Here is a 17,295-nt window from a genome sequence, read left to right on the forward strand (position 1 = left end):
CCTTATGGATCGGCGCCGTGCGCAAGCACTGGCCGCGATCCAAAGCGACAAGTTGGATTCTCGTGTGTGATACACACAACCTCAATTACTGCTTCTTCCAAGATTGGTTCTGTTGGCCACGCCAGCAGAACAACCCCCTTTGCCTGATGACCATAGCGAGTCGGTCCCACCCCTTCCCATCCCGAACAGGACCGTGAAACGACTCTACGCCGATGATAGTGCGGATTCCCGTGTGAAAGTAGGTAATCGTCAGGCTCCCCTCAAGCCAGAAACCCCCGCCCGAACAGGCGGGGGTTTTTGCATTTCAACGGCGGAAATGTGCATGGCGGGGTGAAGCCTTACCAACGCTACTGCATTAGCATCTCACCCCCGCCATCAATCCCTGCATCCCATTTCCTCAATCGCTTCTATCTCCGGCGATTCAATTGCTTATTGATCGTATCTTCGATCAAGACGCAATTTCTTCTCCGCAACTGTGTCGTCCGGAAACCTCGGCACGTCCTCTGCCCGCCATACCCATCCGTCTTCAAGAATCGAGTCCGACCGACGGCGCACGTCCGACGACGATGTTGCGATGATCGATGATGGACGATGTTGATCGACGATGATCGATAAACGTCACTTTCTGGGCGAAAACTCCCGCTTCATCTGGCCGTTCCTCGATGCGCAGTGTCATGCGTTCCTCTCCACGAACATAGCGCGAAAGCCTCATAAAAATCTATGCGCATAAAGTTCATTCGCGTGACTTGGTCGACAGAGCGGCGGGCAAGCCCTTCGAGGTAATATCACCGCTCGTCCCGATTTCCCGGTACTTGCTCGCATCCGCTGGTGATCGGTGTCCTTTGTATTCCGTCTCCTGCATCGTTCATGACTGACAGCCCCGCCCAAAGTGGTCGGACGACCGACTTCTTGCCATACCTCGTCGCCGCGACGTTCTTCATGGAGTACCTTGATACGACCGTGATCGCGACGGCGCTACCGCAAATGGCCCACTCGTTCGGCGTGGGGCCTAACGCGCTGAGTCTCGGGATGACGGCCTACATGTTGGCGCTGGCGGTGTTCATTCCGATCAGCGGCTGGATCGCGGATCGCTATGGCTCGCGCACCGTGTTCGCGAGTGCGATCGTCGTCTTTACCGGCGCGTCGGTGCTGTGCGGGCTGTCCGAAGGCGTGATGTCGTTCACGGCAGCCCGGCTGCTGCAGGGTGTCGGCGGGGCGATGATGGTGCCGGTCGGGCGAATGATCGTCGTGCGAAGTACCGAGAAGGCGAAGCTGATGCGTGCGATCGCGACGATCACGTGGCCGGGCATCGTCGCCCCCGTCGTCGGGCCGCCGATCGGCGGCTTCATCACGACCTACGCGTCGTGGCGATGGATCTTCCTGTTGAACGTCCCGTTCGGCCTTGCCGCACTCGTTTGTACCTGGCTGATCGTCCGTAACACGCGGGCCGACGAGCAACGGCCGCTCGACTGGGTTGGCTTCGTGCTGGCCGGTGGCGCATTGACCTGCTTGCTGATCGGCACCGAAGCGGCCGGCCAGCAGGATGTCGACTTCACGCGCGCGGGTGTCCTGGTGGGCGCAAGCGTGCTGTTCGGTATCGCTGCGTGGCTGTATGCGCGACGCTGCGCGCATCCGCTGCTCGATTTCACGACGCTGAAGGTGCCGACGTTCTCGGTGACGGTCATCACCGGCTCGATCACGCGGATGGCGATCAACGCCGTCCCGTACCTGCTGCCGCTGCTGTTCCAGATCGGCTTCGGGCTGTCGCCATTCCAGTCAGGTCTGCTGCTGCTCGCGAGTGCACTCGGCAACCTCGGGATGAAGGCGGGCACGTCTTGGATACTCGACCGTTACGGCTTTCGGCGTGTCGCGCTCGTCGACGTGACGATCGTCGGCATCTTCATGATCGCATGCGGTTGGCTGACCGCGTCGACGCCGCTGGCGATCACGCTGCTCCTCGTATTCGTCTATGGGCTCACGCGGTCGATGCAGTTCACGACGCTCGCGACGCTGGCTTATGCGGATATCCCCTCTCACCAGACGAGCGCGGCCAGCACGCTGTGGAGCGCCGCGCAGCAAATGACGATCGGGATGGGGATCGCGTTCGGTGCATTGTCGCTGCGGCTCGCAGCATTGGTGCGCGGCGATGCGGCTGGCATGCACTACGTGCTCGCCGATTTCCGCTGGGCGTTTATCGCGGCGGGCGTGCTCGCGCTGCTTACGTTGCCGGGCTATGCACGGCTGGCTTCCGATGCCGGCGACCGGCTGCGGGCCAACATGGCGCGGGGATAGGCCGGACTGCCAATCATATTGGCGGGGCGACAGGTGAGTACGCATGTTTGCGGCGCTCACCAAAAGTGTTGGCTCGTTGCGGCCGCGATCGCTTGACGGTCAGCGCAATCGGTCTCCAGTCACTGCGGGCGAGCGGCCATCTGGCCGGCCATGCTTGGTCGGAACGTTCACAGAACGATGACGCGGTGCCGGGATGAGCAGGAGTGCGATGCGCGACAAGCGACACGGCAGCAGCACAGCTGCCCGCCTACCGCTACTGCGCGTCATGGAAGATGATGCCAACCGTATAGCGGTGGCCGCTTCGAATCCGGCTGACGCCGTGGCGCAGGTTGACGCGATAGATGCCTCGGGTTCCCTGCACCGGCCGGCCGTGTACCGCGAAGATCACCGCGTCGCCTTGTGTCAGCGGCACCACTTCCGCACGCGACTGCATGCGTGGACGCTGTTCCGTCAGCACGAATTCCCCACCAGTGAAATCGCGGCCCGGCGCCGACAGCAGGATCGCGACCTGCAGCGGAAACACGTGCTCGCCGTACAGATCCTGATGGAGACAGTTGTAGTCGTCGGCGCCGTATTGCAGGATCAGCGGCGTCGGTCGCGTCTGTCCCGCCGCGTGGCAGCGATCGAGGAATGTCGCATGGTCTTTGGGATAACGAACGTCGATCCCGAGCGCCTGGTTCCAGCGATTCGCGATCGGCGCGAGATGCGGGTACATCGTCGCACGCAGCTCGGCGATGATCGCAGGCAGCGGATACGCGAAATACTTGTATTCGCCGCGGCCAAAGCCGTGCCGCGCCATCACGACGCGTGAACGATAGAGCGCATCGCGCGGATAGAGCGACGCGAGTGCATCGCACTCGCTGGCCGACATCAGGCCCGGTACGCGCGCGCATCCGAAGCGATCGAGCTCGGCATCGACGCTCGGCCAGTCGAGGGCGTCGACGCGCTGCGCGATGTCCAGCGATTCGACGGCAGGTTGCAGATCGACAATGTTCACGGGCGTACCTCGGGGCATGGGCAGCGTGGCGCCGTGCGGCCGCGCACGGTCGAGTTCACGATGAAAGTTGATGAACCCAGTCTAGCGGCGTCCGGGAGCCGGCACGCTCCAGATCTTGCGCTTTAATTCGGGCGGCGAAACGGGGAAACGTTGAAGGCGCGGCATCGACACACTGAATGCGGCGACGTGCCGGAGCGCAGAGGCGGAGAGACGGAGAGACGGAGAGACGGAGAGACAGAGAGACAGAGAGACAGAGAGACAGAGAGACAGAGAGACAGAGAGACAGAGAGACAGAGAGACAGAGAGACAGAGAGACAGAGAGACAGAGAGACAGAGAGACAGAGAGACAGAGAGACGACAAATCGAGCCTACGCGGCGGATAGCCGGCTATCGCCCGCCACCCGCCGCACCGACGATCAAGCCAGCGACCGGAACAACCAGTAAAGCCCTGCCGCCAGCGCGATCGATGCCGGCAGCGTCAGCACCCATGCGAGGACGAGGCTGCGCACCGTGCTCCATTGCAGCCCGGAGCCGTTCGCCGCCATCGTGCCCGCGACACCCGAGGACAGCACGTGCGTCGTCGACACGGGCAGCCCGTACATGTCGGCGGCGCCGATCGTCAGCATCGCGACGAGTTCGGCCGAAGCGCCCTGTCCGTACGTCAGGTGCTGCTTGCCGATTTTTTCGCCGACGGTCACGACGATCCGCTTCCAGCCGACCATCGTGCCGAGGCCCAGCGCGATCGCGACGGCCACCTTCACCCATGTCGGAATGAACTTGGTCGCGTGGTCGAGCTGCTTGCGATAGTTGTCGATCGCGAGCTTGTCATCGGTGGCGAATGCGGGCTGGCCCGACTTCTCCATCAGACGAATGGCTTCGGACACCAGATACATCGTGTTGCGCACGTTGTCGACGTCGCGCTGCGGTACGGCCGCCATCGATCCCGACGCGCCGACGGCGGTCGCGAGCGACGTGGACAACTGCGCGACGGCCGGCAGCACGGCGGGCGTCAGTTCACGATGCTGCACGTAGTGTTCGACATCGGCGCGCGGGTTCGCGGACGGCGCGACGCCGTTCGTGTACTTCCCGAACGTCGCGGCCGCCTGGTTCGCGACCGCCACGAAGGTCTGCGATTCGGTGGGCGTGACGGCCTTGTTCAGCGCATAGGCGGTCGGCACCGTGCCGATCAGGATCAGCATGATGAGGCCCATCCCTTTCTGCCCGTCGTTCGATCCGTGCGCGAACGACACGCCGGTGCAGGTGAGGATCAGCAGGCAGCGAATCCAGAACGGCGGCGGCTGATCCTTCGGCGGCTCCTTGTACAGCTCCGGAATCCGCACGAGCGCCTTCAGCGCAAGCAGCAGCAGTGACGCACACAGGAACCCGACGATCGGCGAGAGCAGCAGCGACTTGCCGACGCCGAGCGCCTGGCCCCAGTCGACCCCGCTCGTGCCGGACGGCCCGTGCATCAACTGGTTCATCAGCCCGACGCCGATGATCGACCCGATCAGCGTATGCGAGCTCGACGACGGCAACCCGAAATACCAGGTCGCGAGGTTCCAGACGATGGCGGCGATCAGCAGCGCGAACACCATCGCGAAGCCCGAGCCGCTGCCGACCTGCAGGATCAGCTCGACCGGCAGCAACTGCAGGATGCCGAACGCGACGGCGCCGCTCGAGACCATCACGCCGAGGAAGTTCCACATGCCCGACCAGATCACCGCGACGTTCGGCGTCAGCGAGTGCGTATAGATCACGGTCGCGACCGCATTCGCGGTGTCGTGGAAGCCGTTGACGAATTCGAAGCCGAGCGCGATCAGCAGTGCGGCGCCGAGCAGCAGGTACGGGAACAGCGTCCCTTCGCGGACCGGCGCCAGATCGGCGACCAGGTGCGTGGCGATATAGACGGCGCCGAGCACGAGCACCAGCAGGAACGCGGCATAGCCGACCTGCCTGGTGCGTGCGACGGAGCCCGGATTGTTCGGGGCGGACGAAGCGGGTTGATTCATGACGGCATCTCGTGAGGGAACCGCGTCCGATGCTAGCTGCGGCTAGCAGTCAGTTTGATGACAGTCGGGATGACGAACGGTGTGTCTTACGGGATGTAAGGCGGGCGGCGACATGCGACGCGCCGGAGCGCGTCGTCGGCTCACATAGTGAGCACCACAGTGACTCACGCGCCGGTGTCGCGTGGGTCATCGTCCGTCGTGGCCAACGTCCAGCCGGCCGGCGACGCGACGAACGTCGTGCACGACAGCGGCGCGACGTCGAGACGCGCGGCCGCTTCGGGAGCTATCCGCAGCATATGCGCGATGGCCGCGCGGACGATCGGCGCATGCGTGATCGCGATGACGTCGCGATCGGGTGGCAGCACGTTCAACCAGGTGCCGATCCGATGCGCGGCGGCGTCGAACGATTCGCCGTGATGCGGCGACGCGGACGGCGTGCCGAGCCACGCGGCGAGTTCGTCAGGGAGGTCGCGGGCGAGATCATGCAGCCGCTTGCCGCGCCAGTGGCCGTAATCGATGTCGCGCAGCGCGTCGTCGATGTCGGCGTGCAGTCCGAGCGCGTCGGCCGTCTGCCTGGCGCAGCGTGCCGGGCTGCACAGCACGAGCGAGCCGGCAGCAGCCGTCCACCGGCCACGCAGCGCAGCAGCTTCGGCGAGCCCGTGCGCGTCGAGCGGATCGTCGTCGGGAAACGTGCCGGTGCGCATGGCGCGGGTCGATGCGTGGGCGATCAGGCGCAGTGAGGCATGCAGGTTCATGTCGGTTGTCGGATGATCCGGAACGGGGCGTGTTCGCCCATGTGTCATCGCTTCAATACGCGAACGTTCGCGCGTACAATTCGCCCGATACGAAGCGCGGAAGCCGGTGCAATTCCGGCGCGGTCGCGCCACTGTAACCGGGGAATCGATGATCCCGGAAGCCAGACCTGCCTTCGTACCCATCCATCATTTGTCGGGGCGCGATTCCCCTGAGGTGCATCCATGAGCGAAGCAGTGCTGAAGCCGGCGGTCGTGCCGGCACCCATCCCCGTCCGTGAGCTGTTGCCGTGGGCCGTGTTCGTCGGCCTGATCTTGCTGCTGGCCTTGTATTTCGTCGGTGCGGAACAGGGCGCGACGTCGCTCGTGCCGGGCATGCTCGTACACGAATTCGTCCACGACGGCCGCCATCTGCTCGGCTTTCCCTGCCACTGACGCGGAGCCTACGATGGTCGGAAAGCTGCTCATGCGCGGGATGCTCGCAGGCATCGCCGCGGGCCTCCTCACGTTCGGTTTCGCCAGGATCGTCGGCGAACCGCAAGTCGATCAGGCGATCGCCTTCGAAGAAAAAACCACCGCCGCCCAAGGCGAGGCGCCGGAGCCCGAACTGGTCAGCCGCCACACGCAGGCCGGCCTCGGGCTGCTGACGGGTGTCGTGACCTACGGCGCCGCATTCGGCGGGCTGTTCTCGCTGGTATTCGCGTATGCGTACGGACGCGGCAGCCGCCTGCCGGCACGGCCGCTGGCCGCGTGGCTCGCGCTGGCGGCATTCGTCGCGCTCGTGATCGTGCCGAACCTCAAGTACCCGGCCAATCCGCCGTCGGTCGGCGACCCCGACACGATCGGTTATCGCACCGGCCTGTTCTTCCTGATGATCGCGATCTCGGTCGCGACGATGGTGTTCGCGGTCGGCGTGCGCCGCCATCTGCTGGCGAAGCTCGGCCAGTGGAACGCGTCGATCGTCGCCGGGCTCGTGTTCGTCGCGATCATCGCGGCCGTGCAGGTCGGGCTGCCGTCGGTCAGCGAGTTGCCGGCCGATTTCCCGGCGGCGTTGCTGTGGAAGTTCCGCGTGGCGGCGATCGGCATGCAGGTGATCATGTGGACGACGATCGGCCTGCTGTTCGGCGCGTGGGTCGAGCGCGGCGAACGCGCCGGCATGCGCGCCGCCTGAGCGCGGGGCAACCCCGGGCGCGCCTAGCGCAGCATGCGCGGCGCGCTCCACGTCGATTCGCGCGCCAGCGCGACGAATGCGGCCAGATAGTCGATCGCTGCGTCCGCTTCGCGGATGCCGAGGAAGATCTGCTTCGCGATGCCTTTCTTGCCGAGCTTGACCGGCACGACCGGCATCCGGTCCGCATACTCGTCGGCGAGCCACCGCGGCAGTGCTGCCACGCCGCGCCCACTCGCGACCATCTGCAACATGATGTCGGTCGTCTCGATCGACTTGTGCCGCCTCGGCACGATGCCGGCCGGCGACAGGAACTGGTTGTAGATGTCGAGCCGGTCGGTTTCGACCGGGTACGTGATCAGGACCTCGTCGGTCAGTTGCTCGGGCGTCACGTGGTCGACGTTCGCGAACCGGTGCGAATCCGCGACCACCAGCACCTGTTCGTAGTCGAACACGGGATCGAAGCGCAGCCCCGGCTTGTTCAGCGGATCGGGCGTCACGAGCACGTCGATGTCGTAACCGAACAGCGCGCCGATGCCGCCGAACTGGAAGCGCTGCTTCACGTCCACGTCGACGTCGGGCCAGCGCGACAGGTACGGCGACACGACCTTCAGCAGCCACTGGTAGCACGGATGGCACTCCATCCCGATGCGCAGCGTGCCGCGCTCGCCCTTCGCGTACTGCTTCATCCGCTCCTCGGCGAGCTCGAACTGCGGCAGCAGCCGGTTCGCCAGCTTCAGCAGATATTGCCCGCCCTGCGTGAGCCGCAGGCCGCGGCCTTCGCGATCCCAGATCGGCGTGCCGAGCTGCTGCTCGATCTTCCGGACGGTGTGACTGAGCGCCGATTGCGTGAGGTGCAGCGCATTGGCCGCCGCGGTCAGCGAGCCCTGACGCTCGACTTCACGAATGACGACGAGATGGAATCGTTCCAGCATGGATCGCGCGCATCCCACGGATGCATGAAAAATGTTAATGGATGAATGAAATAATGCCATTTTATTTCATGGTTTGAAATCCCTATGATGGCTGCCGGATCTACTCTTTCTTCTGGACGGCAGCTTCATGGTCACGACACACAACCTCGGTTTTCCGCGCATCGGCGCGAAGCGCGAACTCAAGTTCGGTCTCGAACGCTACTGGAAGGGCGAATCGTCGCGCGACGAACTGAAGGCGCTCGGTGCCGAGCTGCGCCGGCGCCACTGGCACGACCAGCGCGATCTCGATCTCGCGCCGCTCGGCGACTTCGCGTTCTATGACCAGGTGCTCGACATGAGCTTCACGCTCGGCAACCTGCCGAAGCGCGTGCAGGATTTCCACGGCGATGCGCTCGACAATTATTTCCGCGTCGCGCGCGGCCGGTCCGCGCAGTCGGCGGAGGAGCACGCCGCGTGCTGCGGCGGTGTCGCGGCCGGCGAAATGACGAAGTGGTTCGACACGAACTATCACTACATCGTGCCGGAGTTCCATGCGGACACGAACTTCTCGCTCGATCCGTCGCGTCTGCTGCAGCAACTGGCCGAAGCGAACGCGCAGGGTGTGAATGCGAAACCGGTGATTCTCGGCCCGGTCACGTATCTGTGGCTCGGCAAGGCGAAGGACGTTTCCGATCGCCTCGCGCTGCTGCCGAAGCTGTTGCCGGTGTACGGTGCGCTGCTCGATACGCTGACCGCGCAGGGCGTCGAATGGGTGCAGATCGACGAGCCGATCCTCGTGACCGAACTCGACGCCGAATGGCGCCAGGCATTCCGCACCGCGTATGCGGCGCTGGAAACGCGCCGCATCAAGCTGCTGCTCGCCACCTACTTCGGCCAGCTTCAGGACAACCTGACGCTCGCGGCGTCGCTGCCGGTCGACGGTCTGCATATCGACGCGATCAACGCCCGCGACGAAGTCGACGCGCTGGTGCGCGAACTGCCGGCCGAACGCGTGCTGTCGGTCGGCGCGATCAACGGCCGCAACATCTGGAAGACGGACCTGAACGCGGCGCTCGACTGGCTCGAACCGCTCGCGAAGCAACTGGGCGATCGCCTGTGGCTCGCGCCGTCGTGCTCGCTGTTGCACGTGCCGGTCGATCTCGCGAGCGAGGAGAAACTCGACGCGGAAATCCGTTCGTGGCTCGCATTCGCGCTGCAGAAGCTCGACGAACTGAAGGTGCTCGCGACCGCACTGAACGAAGGCCGCGACAAGGTAGCCGACGCGCTCGCCGCGAATGCCGCCGCGATCGATTCGCGCCGCCGCTCGCCGCGCGTGAACAACCCGGTGGTGAAGGCCGCGATCGCGCGCATCGACGCGCAGCTCGGCAATCGCGCGAGCCCCTATACGCAGCGTGCGTCGAAGCAGTCGGCGCGCCTGAACCTGCCGGCGTTCCCGACGACGACGATCGGCTCGTTCCCGCAGACCGCCGAAATCCGCCAGGCGCGCAGCCGGTTCAGGGCCGGCGCGCTGGACGAAGCCGGCTATCGCACGGCGATGCGGGCCGAGATCGAACGCAGCGTGCGCGAACAGGAATCGCTCGAACTCGACGTGCTCGTGCATGGCGAAGCCGAGCGCAACGACATGGTCGAATACTTCGGCGAGCAGCTCGACGGCTACGCATTCAGCCAGTTCGGCTGGGTGCAGTCGTACGGTTCGCGCTGCGTGAAGCCGCCGATCCTGTTCGGCGACATCAGCCGCCCGAAAGCGATGACGGTCGAGTGGATCGCCTATGCGCAGTCGCTGACGCGCAAGCCGATGAAGGGCATGCTGACCGGCCCCGTGACGATCCTGAACTGGTCGTTCGTGCGCGACGACCAGCCGCGCGCGGTGTCGTGCTACCAGCTTGCACTGGCGATCCGCGAGGAAGTGCTCGATCTCGAGAAGGCCGGCGTGCGCGTGATCCAGATCGACGAAGCGGCGCTGCGCGAAGGGCTGCCATTGCGTCGCGCGCAGTGGAGCGAATACCTGAAGTGGGCGGTGGAGTCGTTCCGCATCACCGCGAACGGCGTGCAGGACGACACGCAGATCCACACGCACATGTGCTATTCGGAGTTCAACGACATCATCGCGTCGATCGCCGACATGGATGCCGATGTGATCACGATCGAGACGTCGCGCTCGGACATGGAGCTGCTCGATGCGTTCGACACCTTCAAGTATCCGAACGAAATCGGGCCGGGCGTGTACGACATCCATTCGCCGAACATCCCGACGCAGGATCACATCGTCGGGCTGATGAAGAAGGCCGCCGAGCGCATTCCGGCGGAACGTCTGTGGGTGAACCCGGATTGCGGGCTGAAGACGCGCCAGTGGGCGGAAGTGATTCCGGCGCTGACGAACATGGTTGCTGCAGCGAAGACGCTGCGCAATCAGGTGCAGTAACTACGCGACAGGCACCGTGCGGTACCGTCGCGGTCGACGATCAATGACGGAACGAAAAAAACGACCCGCGAAAGCGGGTCTTTTTTTTCGTCATGCATGCATTGGCGACAGGCGCTACGCGTCGAGCGCTACGCGGTGCGCGTGCCGCGCGGCAGCGCGTCGTCCGTCTTGCCGGGCGCGCCCGCATCGTCGATGCTGACACGGCGCGAGATCAGCCACACGCACAGCGACGACAGCACGGCGGCACTCGCGTACTGGATCGCGAGCGGCCACCATTGCGGCGCGGTGTTCTGCGCGATGATGGTCGCGACCAGCGGCGTGAGGCCGCCGGCGAGCGCGCCGCACACCTGGTACGCGATCGAGATCGCCGTATAGCGAATCCGCGCGACGAAGATGCCGCTGACGAAGCCCGCGACGACCGAGTAGTAGCCCGATTCCGCGAGCGTCGCGAGGCCGACGCCGACCGTGATCGACACCGGCGTGCCCAGGTGCACGAGCGGCAGCATCACGAACGGGACGATCATCGCCCACGCGCCGGTGATCAGCAGCACGCGCGTGGTGCCGAAGCGCTGCGCGAGGAATGCGGCCGCGAGCTGCACGACGAACTGCAGCACCGCGACGATCGTCATGCAATGCAGCACCATCGAGCGGTCGAGCGACAGGAACTGCGTCGCATAACTGATCATGAAGATGTTGCTGAAATACACGCCGGCGATACCGTACACGTTCGCGCCGATCGCGAGCAGCAGCAGCGGCCAGACCTTGAGCGCTTCGCGCAGCGGTTTCTGCGCGATGTTGCCGCTCTTCCTGACTTCCTCGAACTCGGGCGATTCCGACACGCTCGCGCGGATCACGAAGCCGACGATCAGCAGCACGGAGCTCGCGAGGAACGGCACGCGCCAGCCCCAGCTCATCATGTCGTCCTTCGACAGCGTGCTGACCGCGCCGAACGCGAGCATCGACAGGATCAGGCCGCTCGCGCTGCCGAGCTGCGCGAACGACGCGAAGAACGTGCGCTTGCCTTCGGGCGCATGCTCGCCGGCCAGCAGCACCGCGCCGCCCCATTCGCCGCCCACCGCGATGCCTTGCAGCACGCGCATCAGCACCAGCAGGATCGGTGCGATCACGCCGGCTTGCGCATGGGTGGGCAGCAGGCCGATCGCGACCGTCGACACGGCCATCAGCATCAGCGTCGCGAGCAGCGACCGCTTGCGGCCGAAGCGGTCGCCGAGATAGCCGAACATTACGCCGCCGAGCGGCCGCGCGAAGAAGCCGACCGCGAACGAGCCGAACGACGCGAGCAGGCTGATGAAGCGGTTTTCGCCGGGGAAGAACAGCGGCCCGAATACGATGGCGGCGGCGGTCGCATAACTATAGAAGTCGTACCACTCGATCGTGGTGCCGACGAACGAAGCGAGCGCCGCCCGCTTCGGCTGCTTGACGGAAGTCCCCATCTCGATGTGTGCTCCTCTGGAATCCTCTGATTTTGGAATAGTGGCGGCGCCGCGATCAGTCGCGGTACGCGACGCCCGGCAGCACGCACAGCAGCTCGTACGCGAGGTTCGCGCCGAGCAGCGCCGTGGTGCCGAACGGGTCGTACGGCGGCGCGACTTCGACGAGATCGCAGCCGACGATGTTCAGCCCCATCGCGCCGCGGATGATCTCGAGCGCCTGCGGCACCGTGAGGCCCGCGATTTCCGGCGTGCCGGTGCCCGGCGCATAGGCCGGATCGATGCCGTCGATGTCGAACGTGATGTAGACGGGCGTGTCGCCGATGCGAGCGCGCACTTCTTCCATCAGCGGCGCGAGCGACTTGTTCCAGCATTCCTCGGCCTGGACCACGCGGAAGCCCTGCTCGCGGCACCAGTCGAAATCCTCGGCCGCGTAGCCGGTGCCGCGCAGGCCGATCTGCGTGACCTTGTCGCCGTGCAGCAGCCCTTCCTCGACCGCGCGGCGGAACGGCGTGCCGTGCGCGATCTTTTCGCCCATCATCGTGTCGTTCACGTCGGCGTGTGCATCGACGTGGATCAATGCAACCTTGCCGTGCTTGCGGTGGATCGCGCGCAGGATCGGCAGCGCGATCGTATGGTCGCCGCCGAGCGTGATCGGCTTGCAGTCGTGCTCGAGAATCGCGTCGTACGCGGCCTCGATGCGGGCGATCGAATCGTGCAGGTTGTACGGATTGATCGCGACGTCGCCGATGTCGGCGATCTGCAGCGAATCGAAGGGTGCTGCGCGCGTGGCCATGTTGTACGGGCGCAGCAGCACGGATTCGGTACGGATCTGGCGCGGGCCGAAGCGCGCGCCGGTGCGGTTGGAGGTGCCGAGATCGAACGGCACGCCGACGAAACACGCGTCGAGGCCTTCGGCGCTCGACACGTGCGGCAGGCGCATCATCGTCGCGATGCCGCCGCAGCGCGGCATTTCATTGCCGCCGAGCGGCTGGAAATGGGTGTGGTCGTTCATGGGGTCGTCTCTTCCGATGTGGGGTTGCCGTATCATGCGACGCGGCCTGGCGCACAGTTTTACGCGCTCCGCCGGGAAAGAAGAATGCGAAGATATCGACGTAAACATCGATCTTCATCGATGTATGGAAGGGGATGAACGTGCTGGGGAATCTGTCGACCCTCGATCTGCGGTTGATCCGCGTGTTTCTCGCGGTCACGGACGCGGGCGGCGTGTCGGCCGCGCAGGCGGTGCTGAACGTCGGCCAGTCGACCATCAGCGCGCAACTGTCGTCGCTCGAGACGCGGCTCGGCTACCGGCTTTGCGAGCGCGGCCGCAGCGGCTTCCGGCTCACGCCGAAGGGCGAGCGGTTCCATGCGATGAGCCGCAAGCTGCTGGCGGCGCTCGACGAATTCGGGATGGCCGCGCGGCACATGGATCGCCAACTGGTCGGCACGCTGAACATCGGCCTGATCGGCCATACGCCGGTGAGCCAGAATGCGCGGATCGCCGAGGCGATCGCCGCGTTCCGCACCCGCGACGAGGCCGTGCGCTTCTCGATTTCGGTGCGCGCGCCCGGCGATCTCGAGGAAAAGCTGCTGAGCAACGAGATCCAGATCGCGGTCGGCTACTTCTGGCATCGCGTGCCGACGCTGCACTACACGCCGCTGTTCATCGAGCGGCAGATCGCGTATTGCGGCCGCGGCCATCCGCTGTTCGACGGCGCCGGCACGCTGACGCCGGCCGACGTCGCCGGCTTCGAGTGGGCGTGGCGCTCGTATCCGCTGCCGGAGGCGCAGATGTCGACGACGCCCGATCGCGTGACCGCGACCGCCGACAACATGGAGGCCGTCGCGCTGCTGATCCTGTCCGGCCACCATCTCGGCTACCTGCCGCAGCACTTCGCGGCGCCGTATGTCGCGCAGGGGCTGCTCGCGCCGCTCAATCCGGATCGACTGCACTACGAGGTCACGTTCCACATGGTCGTGGCGCGCGACGGGCGCGGCGATCCGGTCGTCGAAGCGTTTCTCGAGGATCTCGAACGCGCGCATCAGTCGTCCGACGTGGTGTGACGCCAGCGCGGCCGACAAGGTGAACGAGCGTTGCGCCCGGGCGGCTTGCCGGCCCGGCGCGCGTCACGGCACCGGCAGCCCGGCGTCGTGCTTCACCTCGCGCAGCGACAGCGCCGATTCGATCGACGTCACCCCCGGCAGCATCCGCAGCGAATCGCGCAGGAACGTGCCGTAGTCGTCGAGATCGCGCGCGACCACCTGCAGCAGGTAGTCGGCCGTGCCCGCGACGTTGTGGCACGCCAGAATCCGCTCGATGCCGAGCACTTCCCGTTCGAACCGGTCGGCGACCTTGCGGTCGTGCGTCGCGAACCGCACGAGCACGAACGCGACCACGCCGAAACCCAGCGCCTGGCGCGACAGCTGCGCGCGATAGCGCTCGATGTAGCCGTCGTTTTCGAGGCGTTTCAGGCGCCGTGCGCAAGGCGTTTCGGACAGGCCAACGGATTCGGCGAGCCGCGCGATCGGCAGGCGGCCGTCGCGCTGCACCGCAGCGAGGATCGCGCGGTCGGTTTTGTCGAGATCGATCATGTTGGCGGAATCCTTGTCGTGATTTCATGATTGTGGCGGATTCCCCTACGAATCGCCAATTCCGCGCCAAAGATGGCCAGTAATCCCTCCACCTTCAGCGGCAACATATCGTCAATGAAGGACGGGGGCAGACCATGATTTCCACGCATTTGCTGTTGATTTATCTCGCCGCGCTGGCGGCCATTTACGCGGTACCGGGGCCCGACATGGCGCTCGTGCTGCAGACCAGCATCGGCCGCGGCGTGCGGCCGGGGATGGCGGCGGCGGCCGGCCTGTCGCTCGCGCGCACCGTGCACGTGACGCTGTCGGCATGCGGCGTCGCGGCGTTGATCCGCAGCGCGCCGTGGCTCTACGAGGTGATCCGCTATGGCGGCGCGCTTTATCTCGCGTATGTCGCGATCCAGGTGTTCCGCTCGCCGGTGTTCGCGCTTGGCGACGGCGACGCGCCGGCGGGCGCGTTGCGCCAGTCCTTCGTGAAGGGACTGCTGACCAACCTGCTGAACCCGAAGGCGCTGCTGTTCTGCTCGGTGCTGCTGCCGCAGTTCGTGCGGCCCGAGGTCGGGCCGGTCGTCTGGCAGATGTTCGAGCTCGGCGCGCTGCTGGTGGCGGCCGGCGTGTGCTTCGACCTCGCGTGCGTGTTCGGCGCGTCGCGCATCGCGGCGTGGATGCGCGCGCATCCGCTCGCGCAGACGGTGCAGCGCTGGACCTTTTCCGCGGCGTTGATCGGTTTTGCGCTGCGGTTGTCGATGGACTGACTGTTGCGCCGACATGGCCGCTGCGCGAATCGATCGGCCACGCGGGCGGGCCCATGCTCGAATCGATACGGGCCGCGCGCGATGCCGGCCTTCCCGCGTGCGCCTTGCCGCGGAAGGGCGTGCGCGCAAATCGTCTGACTGTTCTAAACTTCCTGTTACTTCGCGCGTCGCAAATGCAGTCGCAAACGCGCCGTCGCGAATCGACTGACCGAACGGAACCGTCTTCCGCGGGCTATGTCCGATTTCCTGGCTGTTCCGTGCAACGCGGTACCAAGGAGGGTCTGAACATGGCAAGGCATCTTCAAGCCGACCGTGAACCCCGCATCGTCGCCGAGTCCAAGTGTCTCGGCCAGTGCGACCCGGCAGAACGCATCCACGTCACGATCATGTTGCGGCGGCAGGAAGAAGGGCAACTCGACGCATTGGTTCACCAGCTCGCCACCGGCGACGCCCGTGCAAAACCGGTGTCGCGCGACGCATTCGCGCAGCGTTTCTCCGCGAATCCCGACGACATTCGCAAGACCGAGGACTTCGCACACCGTCATCAGCTCACGGTCGATCGCGTCGATCCGGTCGAGAGCGTCGTCGTGCTGTCCGGCACGATCGCGCAGTTCGAAGCCGCGTTCAGCGTGAAGCTCGAGCGTTTCGAGCATCGGTCGATCGGCCAGTATCGCGGCCGCTCGGGCCCGATCGTGTTGCCCGACGATATCGGCGACGCGGTCACGGCCGTGCTCGGCCTCGACAGCCGCCCGCAGGCGCGGCCGCACTTCCGCTTCCGTCCGCCGTTCAAGCCGGCGCGCGGCGCGGCGGCCGTCACGTTCACGCCGATCCAGCTTGCGTCACTGTACGACTTTCCGGCCGGCGACGGCGCCGGGCAATGCATCGCGATCATCGAGCTCGGCGGCGGCTATCGCGCGGCGGACATCCAGCAGTATTTCCGCGGGCTCGGCATCACGACGCCGCCCAAGCTCGTCGACGTGAACGTCGGCACCGGCCGCAATGCGCCGACCGGCGAGCCGAACGGCCCGGACGGCGAAGTCGCGCTCGACATCGAAATCGCCGGCGCGATCGCACCGGCCGCGAAGATCGCGGTGTACTTCGCGCCGAACAGCGATGCGGGCTTCATCCAGGCCGTCAACGCGGCCGTGACCGACAAGACGAACCAACCGTCCGTGATCTCGATCAGCTGGGGTGGCCCGGAAGCGATCTGGCAGGCGCAGTCGGCACAGGCGTTCAACCGCGTGCTGCAGGCGGCTGCCGCGCAGGGCATCACCGTCTGCGCGGCGTCGGGCGACAGCGGCTCGGGCGACGGGCTGCAGGATGGCGCCGATCACGTCGACTTTCCCGCGTCGAGCTCGTACGTGCTCGGCTGCGGCGGCACGCAGCTCGACGCGCTGCCCGGGCAGGGCATCCGCAGCGAGGTCACGTGGAACGACGAGGCATCCGGCGGCGGGGCGGGCGGCGGTGGCGTCAGTGCGCTGTTCGATCTGCCGGCGTGGCAGCAGGGGCTGAAGGTCGCGCGCGCTGACGGCAGCACCACGCCGCTCGCGAAGCGCGGCGTGCCCGACGTGGCCGGCGACGCGTCGCCGCAGACGGGCTACGAAGTGTCGGTGGCCGGCACGCCCGCGGTGATGGGCGGCACGAGCGCGGTCGCACCGCTGTGGGCGGCGCTGATCGCGCGGATCAATGCGGCGAACGGCGCGTCGGCCGGCTGGATCAATCCGGTGCTGTACAAGCATCCGGGCGCGCTGCGCGACATCACGAAAGGCTCGAACGGCACCTATGCGGCCGCGTCCGGCTGGGACGCCTGCACGGGCCTCGGCAGCCCGAACGGCGCGCAGCTCGCCACGATCCTCGCGCGCAAACCGTCGAGCTGACGCACGGGCACACGCCTTTCCGTTCGACGCGGGTGCTCTGCC

General features: G+C 65.9%; 15 protein-coding genes, 1 rRNA gene and 1 riboswitch. Of the genes, 8 read left to right on the top strand and 8 right to left on the bottom strand.

Features of this window, described 5'->3' with window-relative positions; all coding sequences use genetic code 11:
• The first annotated feature begins 142 nt into the window (after window positions 1-142).
• Window positions 143-255, top strand: a 5S ribosomal RNA gene (rrf, locus tag AP428_RS15785).
• Between the two features lie 271 nt (window positions 256-526).
• On the opposite strand, the gene AP428_RS36740 is transcribed toward rrf, so the two are convergent.
• Window positions 527-676: a hypothetical protein gene (locus AP428_RS36740; RefSeq protein WP_155123328.1), complete on the bottom strand. Its 150-nt coding sequence runs from the start codon at window positions 674-676 to the stop codon at window positions 527-529.
• A 191-nt stretch (window positions 677-867) separates the two neighbouring features.
• On the opposite strand from AP428_RS36740, the gene AP428_RS15790 reads away from it, so the two are divergent.
• Window positions 868-2,292, top strand: coding sequence for a DHA2 family efflux MFS transporter permease subunit (locus tag AP428_RS15790; protein WP_011546904.1), 1,425 nt, complete (start codon window positions 868-870; stop codon window positions 2,290-2,292).
• A gap of 253 nt (window positions 2,293-2,545) precedes the next feature.
• On the opposite strand, the gene AP428_RS15795 is transcribed toward AP428_RS15790, so the two are convergent.
• The 3 genes from AP428_RS15795 to AP428_RS15805 form a co-directional block, all read right to left on the bottom strand.
• The gene (locus AP428_RS15795) at window positions 2,546-3,307 is read right to left on the bottom strand and encodes a 2OG-Fe(II) oxygenase (RefSeq protein ID WP_011546905.1); all 762 of its coding nucleotides are present in this window, start codon (window positions 3,305-3,307) and stop codon (window positions 2,546-2,548) included.
• 398 nt (window positions 3,308-3,705) lie between these two features.
• Window positions 3,706-5,298: an inorganic phosphate transporter gene (locus AP428_RS15800; RefSeq protein ID WP_011546906.1), complete on the bottom strand. Its 1,593-nt coding sequence runs from the start codon at window positions 5,296-5,298 to the stop codon at window positions 3,706-3,708.
• Window positions 5,299-5,462: 164 nt separating this feature from the next.
• Window positions 5,463-6,053 (bottom strand): histidine phosphatase family protein, encoded by a 591-nt coding sequence (locus tag AP428_RS15805; RefSeq protein WP_011546907.1) that lies wholly within the window; start codon window positions 6,051-6,053, stop codon window positions 5,463-5,465.
• A 46-nt stretch (window positions 6,054-6,099) separates the two neighbouring features.
• Window positions 6,100-6,243, top strand: a riboswitch (cobalamin riboswitch).
• A gap of 32 nt (window positions 6,244-6,275) precedes the next feature.
• Between AP428_RS15805 and AP428_RS15810 the strand changes: the two genes are divergently transcribed.
• Complete coding sequence (locus tag AP428_RS15810) at window positions 6,276-6,485, top strand: CbtB domain-containing protein (protein WP_011546908.1); 210 nt, start codon at window positions 6,276-6,278, stop codon at window positions 6,483-6,485.
• Between the two features lie 13 nt (window positions 6,486-6,498).
• Window positions 6,499-7,221 (top strand): CbtA family protein, encoded by a 723-nt coding sequence (locus AP428_RS15815; protein WP_011546909.1) that lies wholly within the window; start codon window positions 6,499-6,501, stop codon window positions 7,219-7,221.
• Between the two features lie 23 nt (window positions 7,222-7,244).
• Here the strand turns inward: AP428_RS15815 and AP428_RS15820 are convergent, their stop codons facing one another.
• The gene (locus AP428_RS15820) at window positions 7,245-8,153 is read right to left on the bottom strand and encodes a LysR family transcriptional regulator (RefSeq protein WP_011546910.1); all 909 of its coding nucleotides are present in this window, start codon (window positions 8,151-8,153) and stop codon (window positions 7,245-7,247) included.
• Between the two features lie 127 nt (window positions 8,154-8,280).
• Here AP428_RS15820 and metE point away from each other — a divergent pair, with 127 nt between their 5' ends.
• On the top strand, window positions 8,281-10,575 hold the full coding sequence (gene metE / locus AP428_RS15825; RefSeq protein ID WP_011546911.1) for a 5-methyltetrahydropteroyltriglutamate--homocysteine S-methyltransferase: 2,295 nt from the start codon (window positions 8,281-8,283) through the stop codon (window positions 10,573-10,575).
• Window positions 10,576-10,703: 128 nt separating this feature from the next.
• Here the strand turns inward: metE and AP428_RS15830 are convergent, their stop codons facing one another.
• Together AP428_RS15830 and speB are read right to left on the bottom strand one after the other, a co-directional pair.
• Window positions 10,704-12,029 (bottom strand): MFS transporter, encoded by a 1,326-nt coding sequence (locus tag AP428_RS15830; protein WP_011546912.1) that lies wholly within the window; start codon window positions 12,027-12,029, stop codon window positions 10,704-10,706.
• A 55-nt stretch (window positions 12,030-12,084) separates the two neighbouring features.
• A complete protein-coding gene (speB, locus tag AP428_RS15835; protein WP_041489349.1) occupies window positions 12,085-13,041 on the bottom strand; it encodes an agmatinase in 957 nt (318 codons plus the stop codon).
• Window positions 13,042-13,175: 134 nt separating this feature from the next.
• On the opposite strand from speB, the gene AP428_RS15840 reads away from it, so the two are divergent.
• Entirely contained in the window at window positions 13,176-14,093 is a 918-nt protein-coding gene (locus AP428_RS15840) for a LysR family transcriptional regulator (protein WP_011546914.1), read from the top strand.
• Window positions 14,094-14,156: 63 nt separating this feature from the next.
• Here AP428_RS15840 and AP428_RS15845 read toward each other — a convergent pair whose 3' ends face one another.
• Entirely contained in the window at window positions 14,157-14,621 is a 465-nt protein-coding gene (locus AP428_RS15845; protein WP_006488501.1) for an Lrp/AsnC family transcriptional regulator, read from the bottom strand.
• A 134-nt stretch (window positions 14,622-14,755) separates the two neighbouring features.
• On the opposite strand from AP428_RS15845, the gene AP428_RS15850 reads away from it, so the two are divergent.
• Complete coding sequence (locus AP428_RS15850) at window positions 14,756-15,376, top strand: LysE family translocator (RefSeq protein ID WP_011546915.1); 621 nt, start codon at window positions 14,756-14,758, stop codon at window positions 15,374-15,376.
• A 287-nt stretch (window positions 15,377-15,663) separates the two neighbouring features.
• Window positions 15,664-17,253: a protease pro-enzyme activation domain-containing protein gene (locus AP428_RS15855; protein ID WP_011546916.1), complete on the top strand. Its 1,590-nt coding sequence runs from the start codon at window positions 15,664-15,666 to the stop codon at window positions 17,251-17,253.
• Window positions 17,254-17,295: the final 42 nt, after the last annotated feature.

It is taken from the genome of Burkholderia sp. E168m22 (assembly GCF_001319805.1).
GTDB classification, from domain to species: Bacteria; Pseudomonadota; Gammaproteobacteria; order Burkholderiales; family Burkholderiaceae; genus Burkholderia; species Burkholderia orbicola.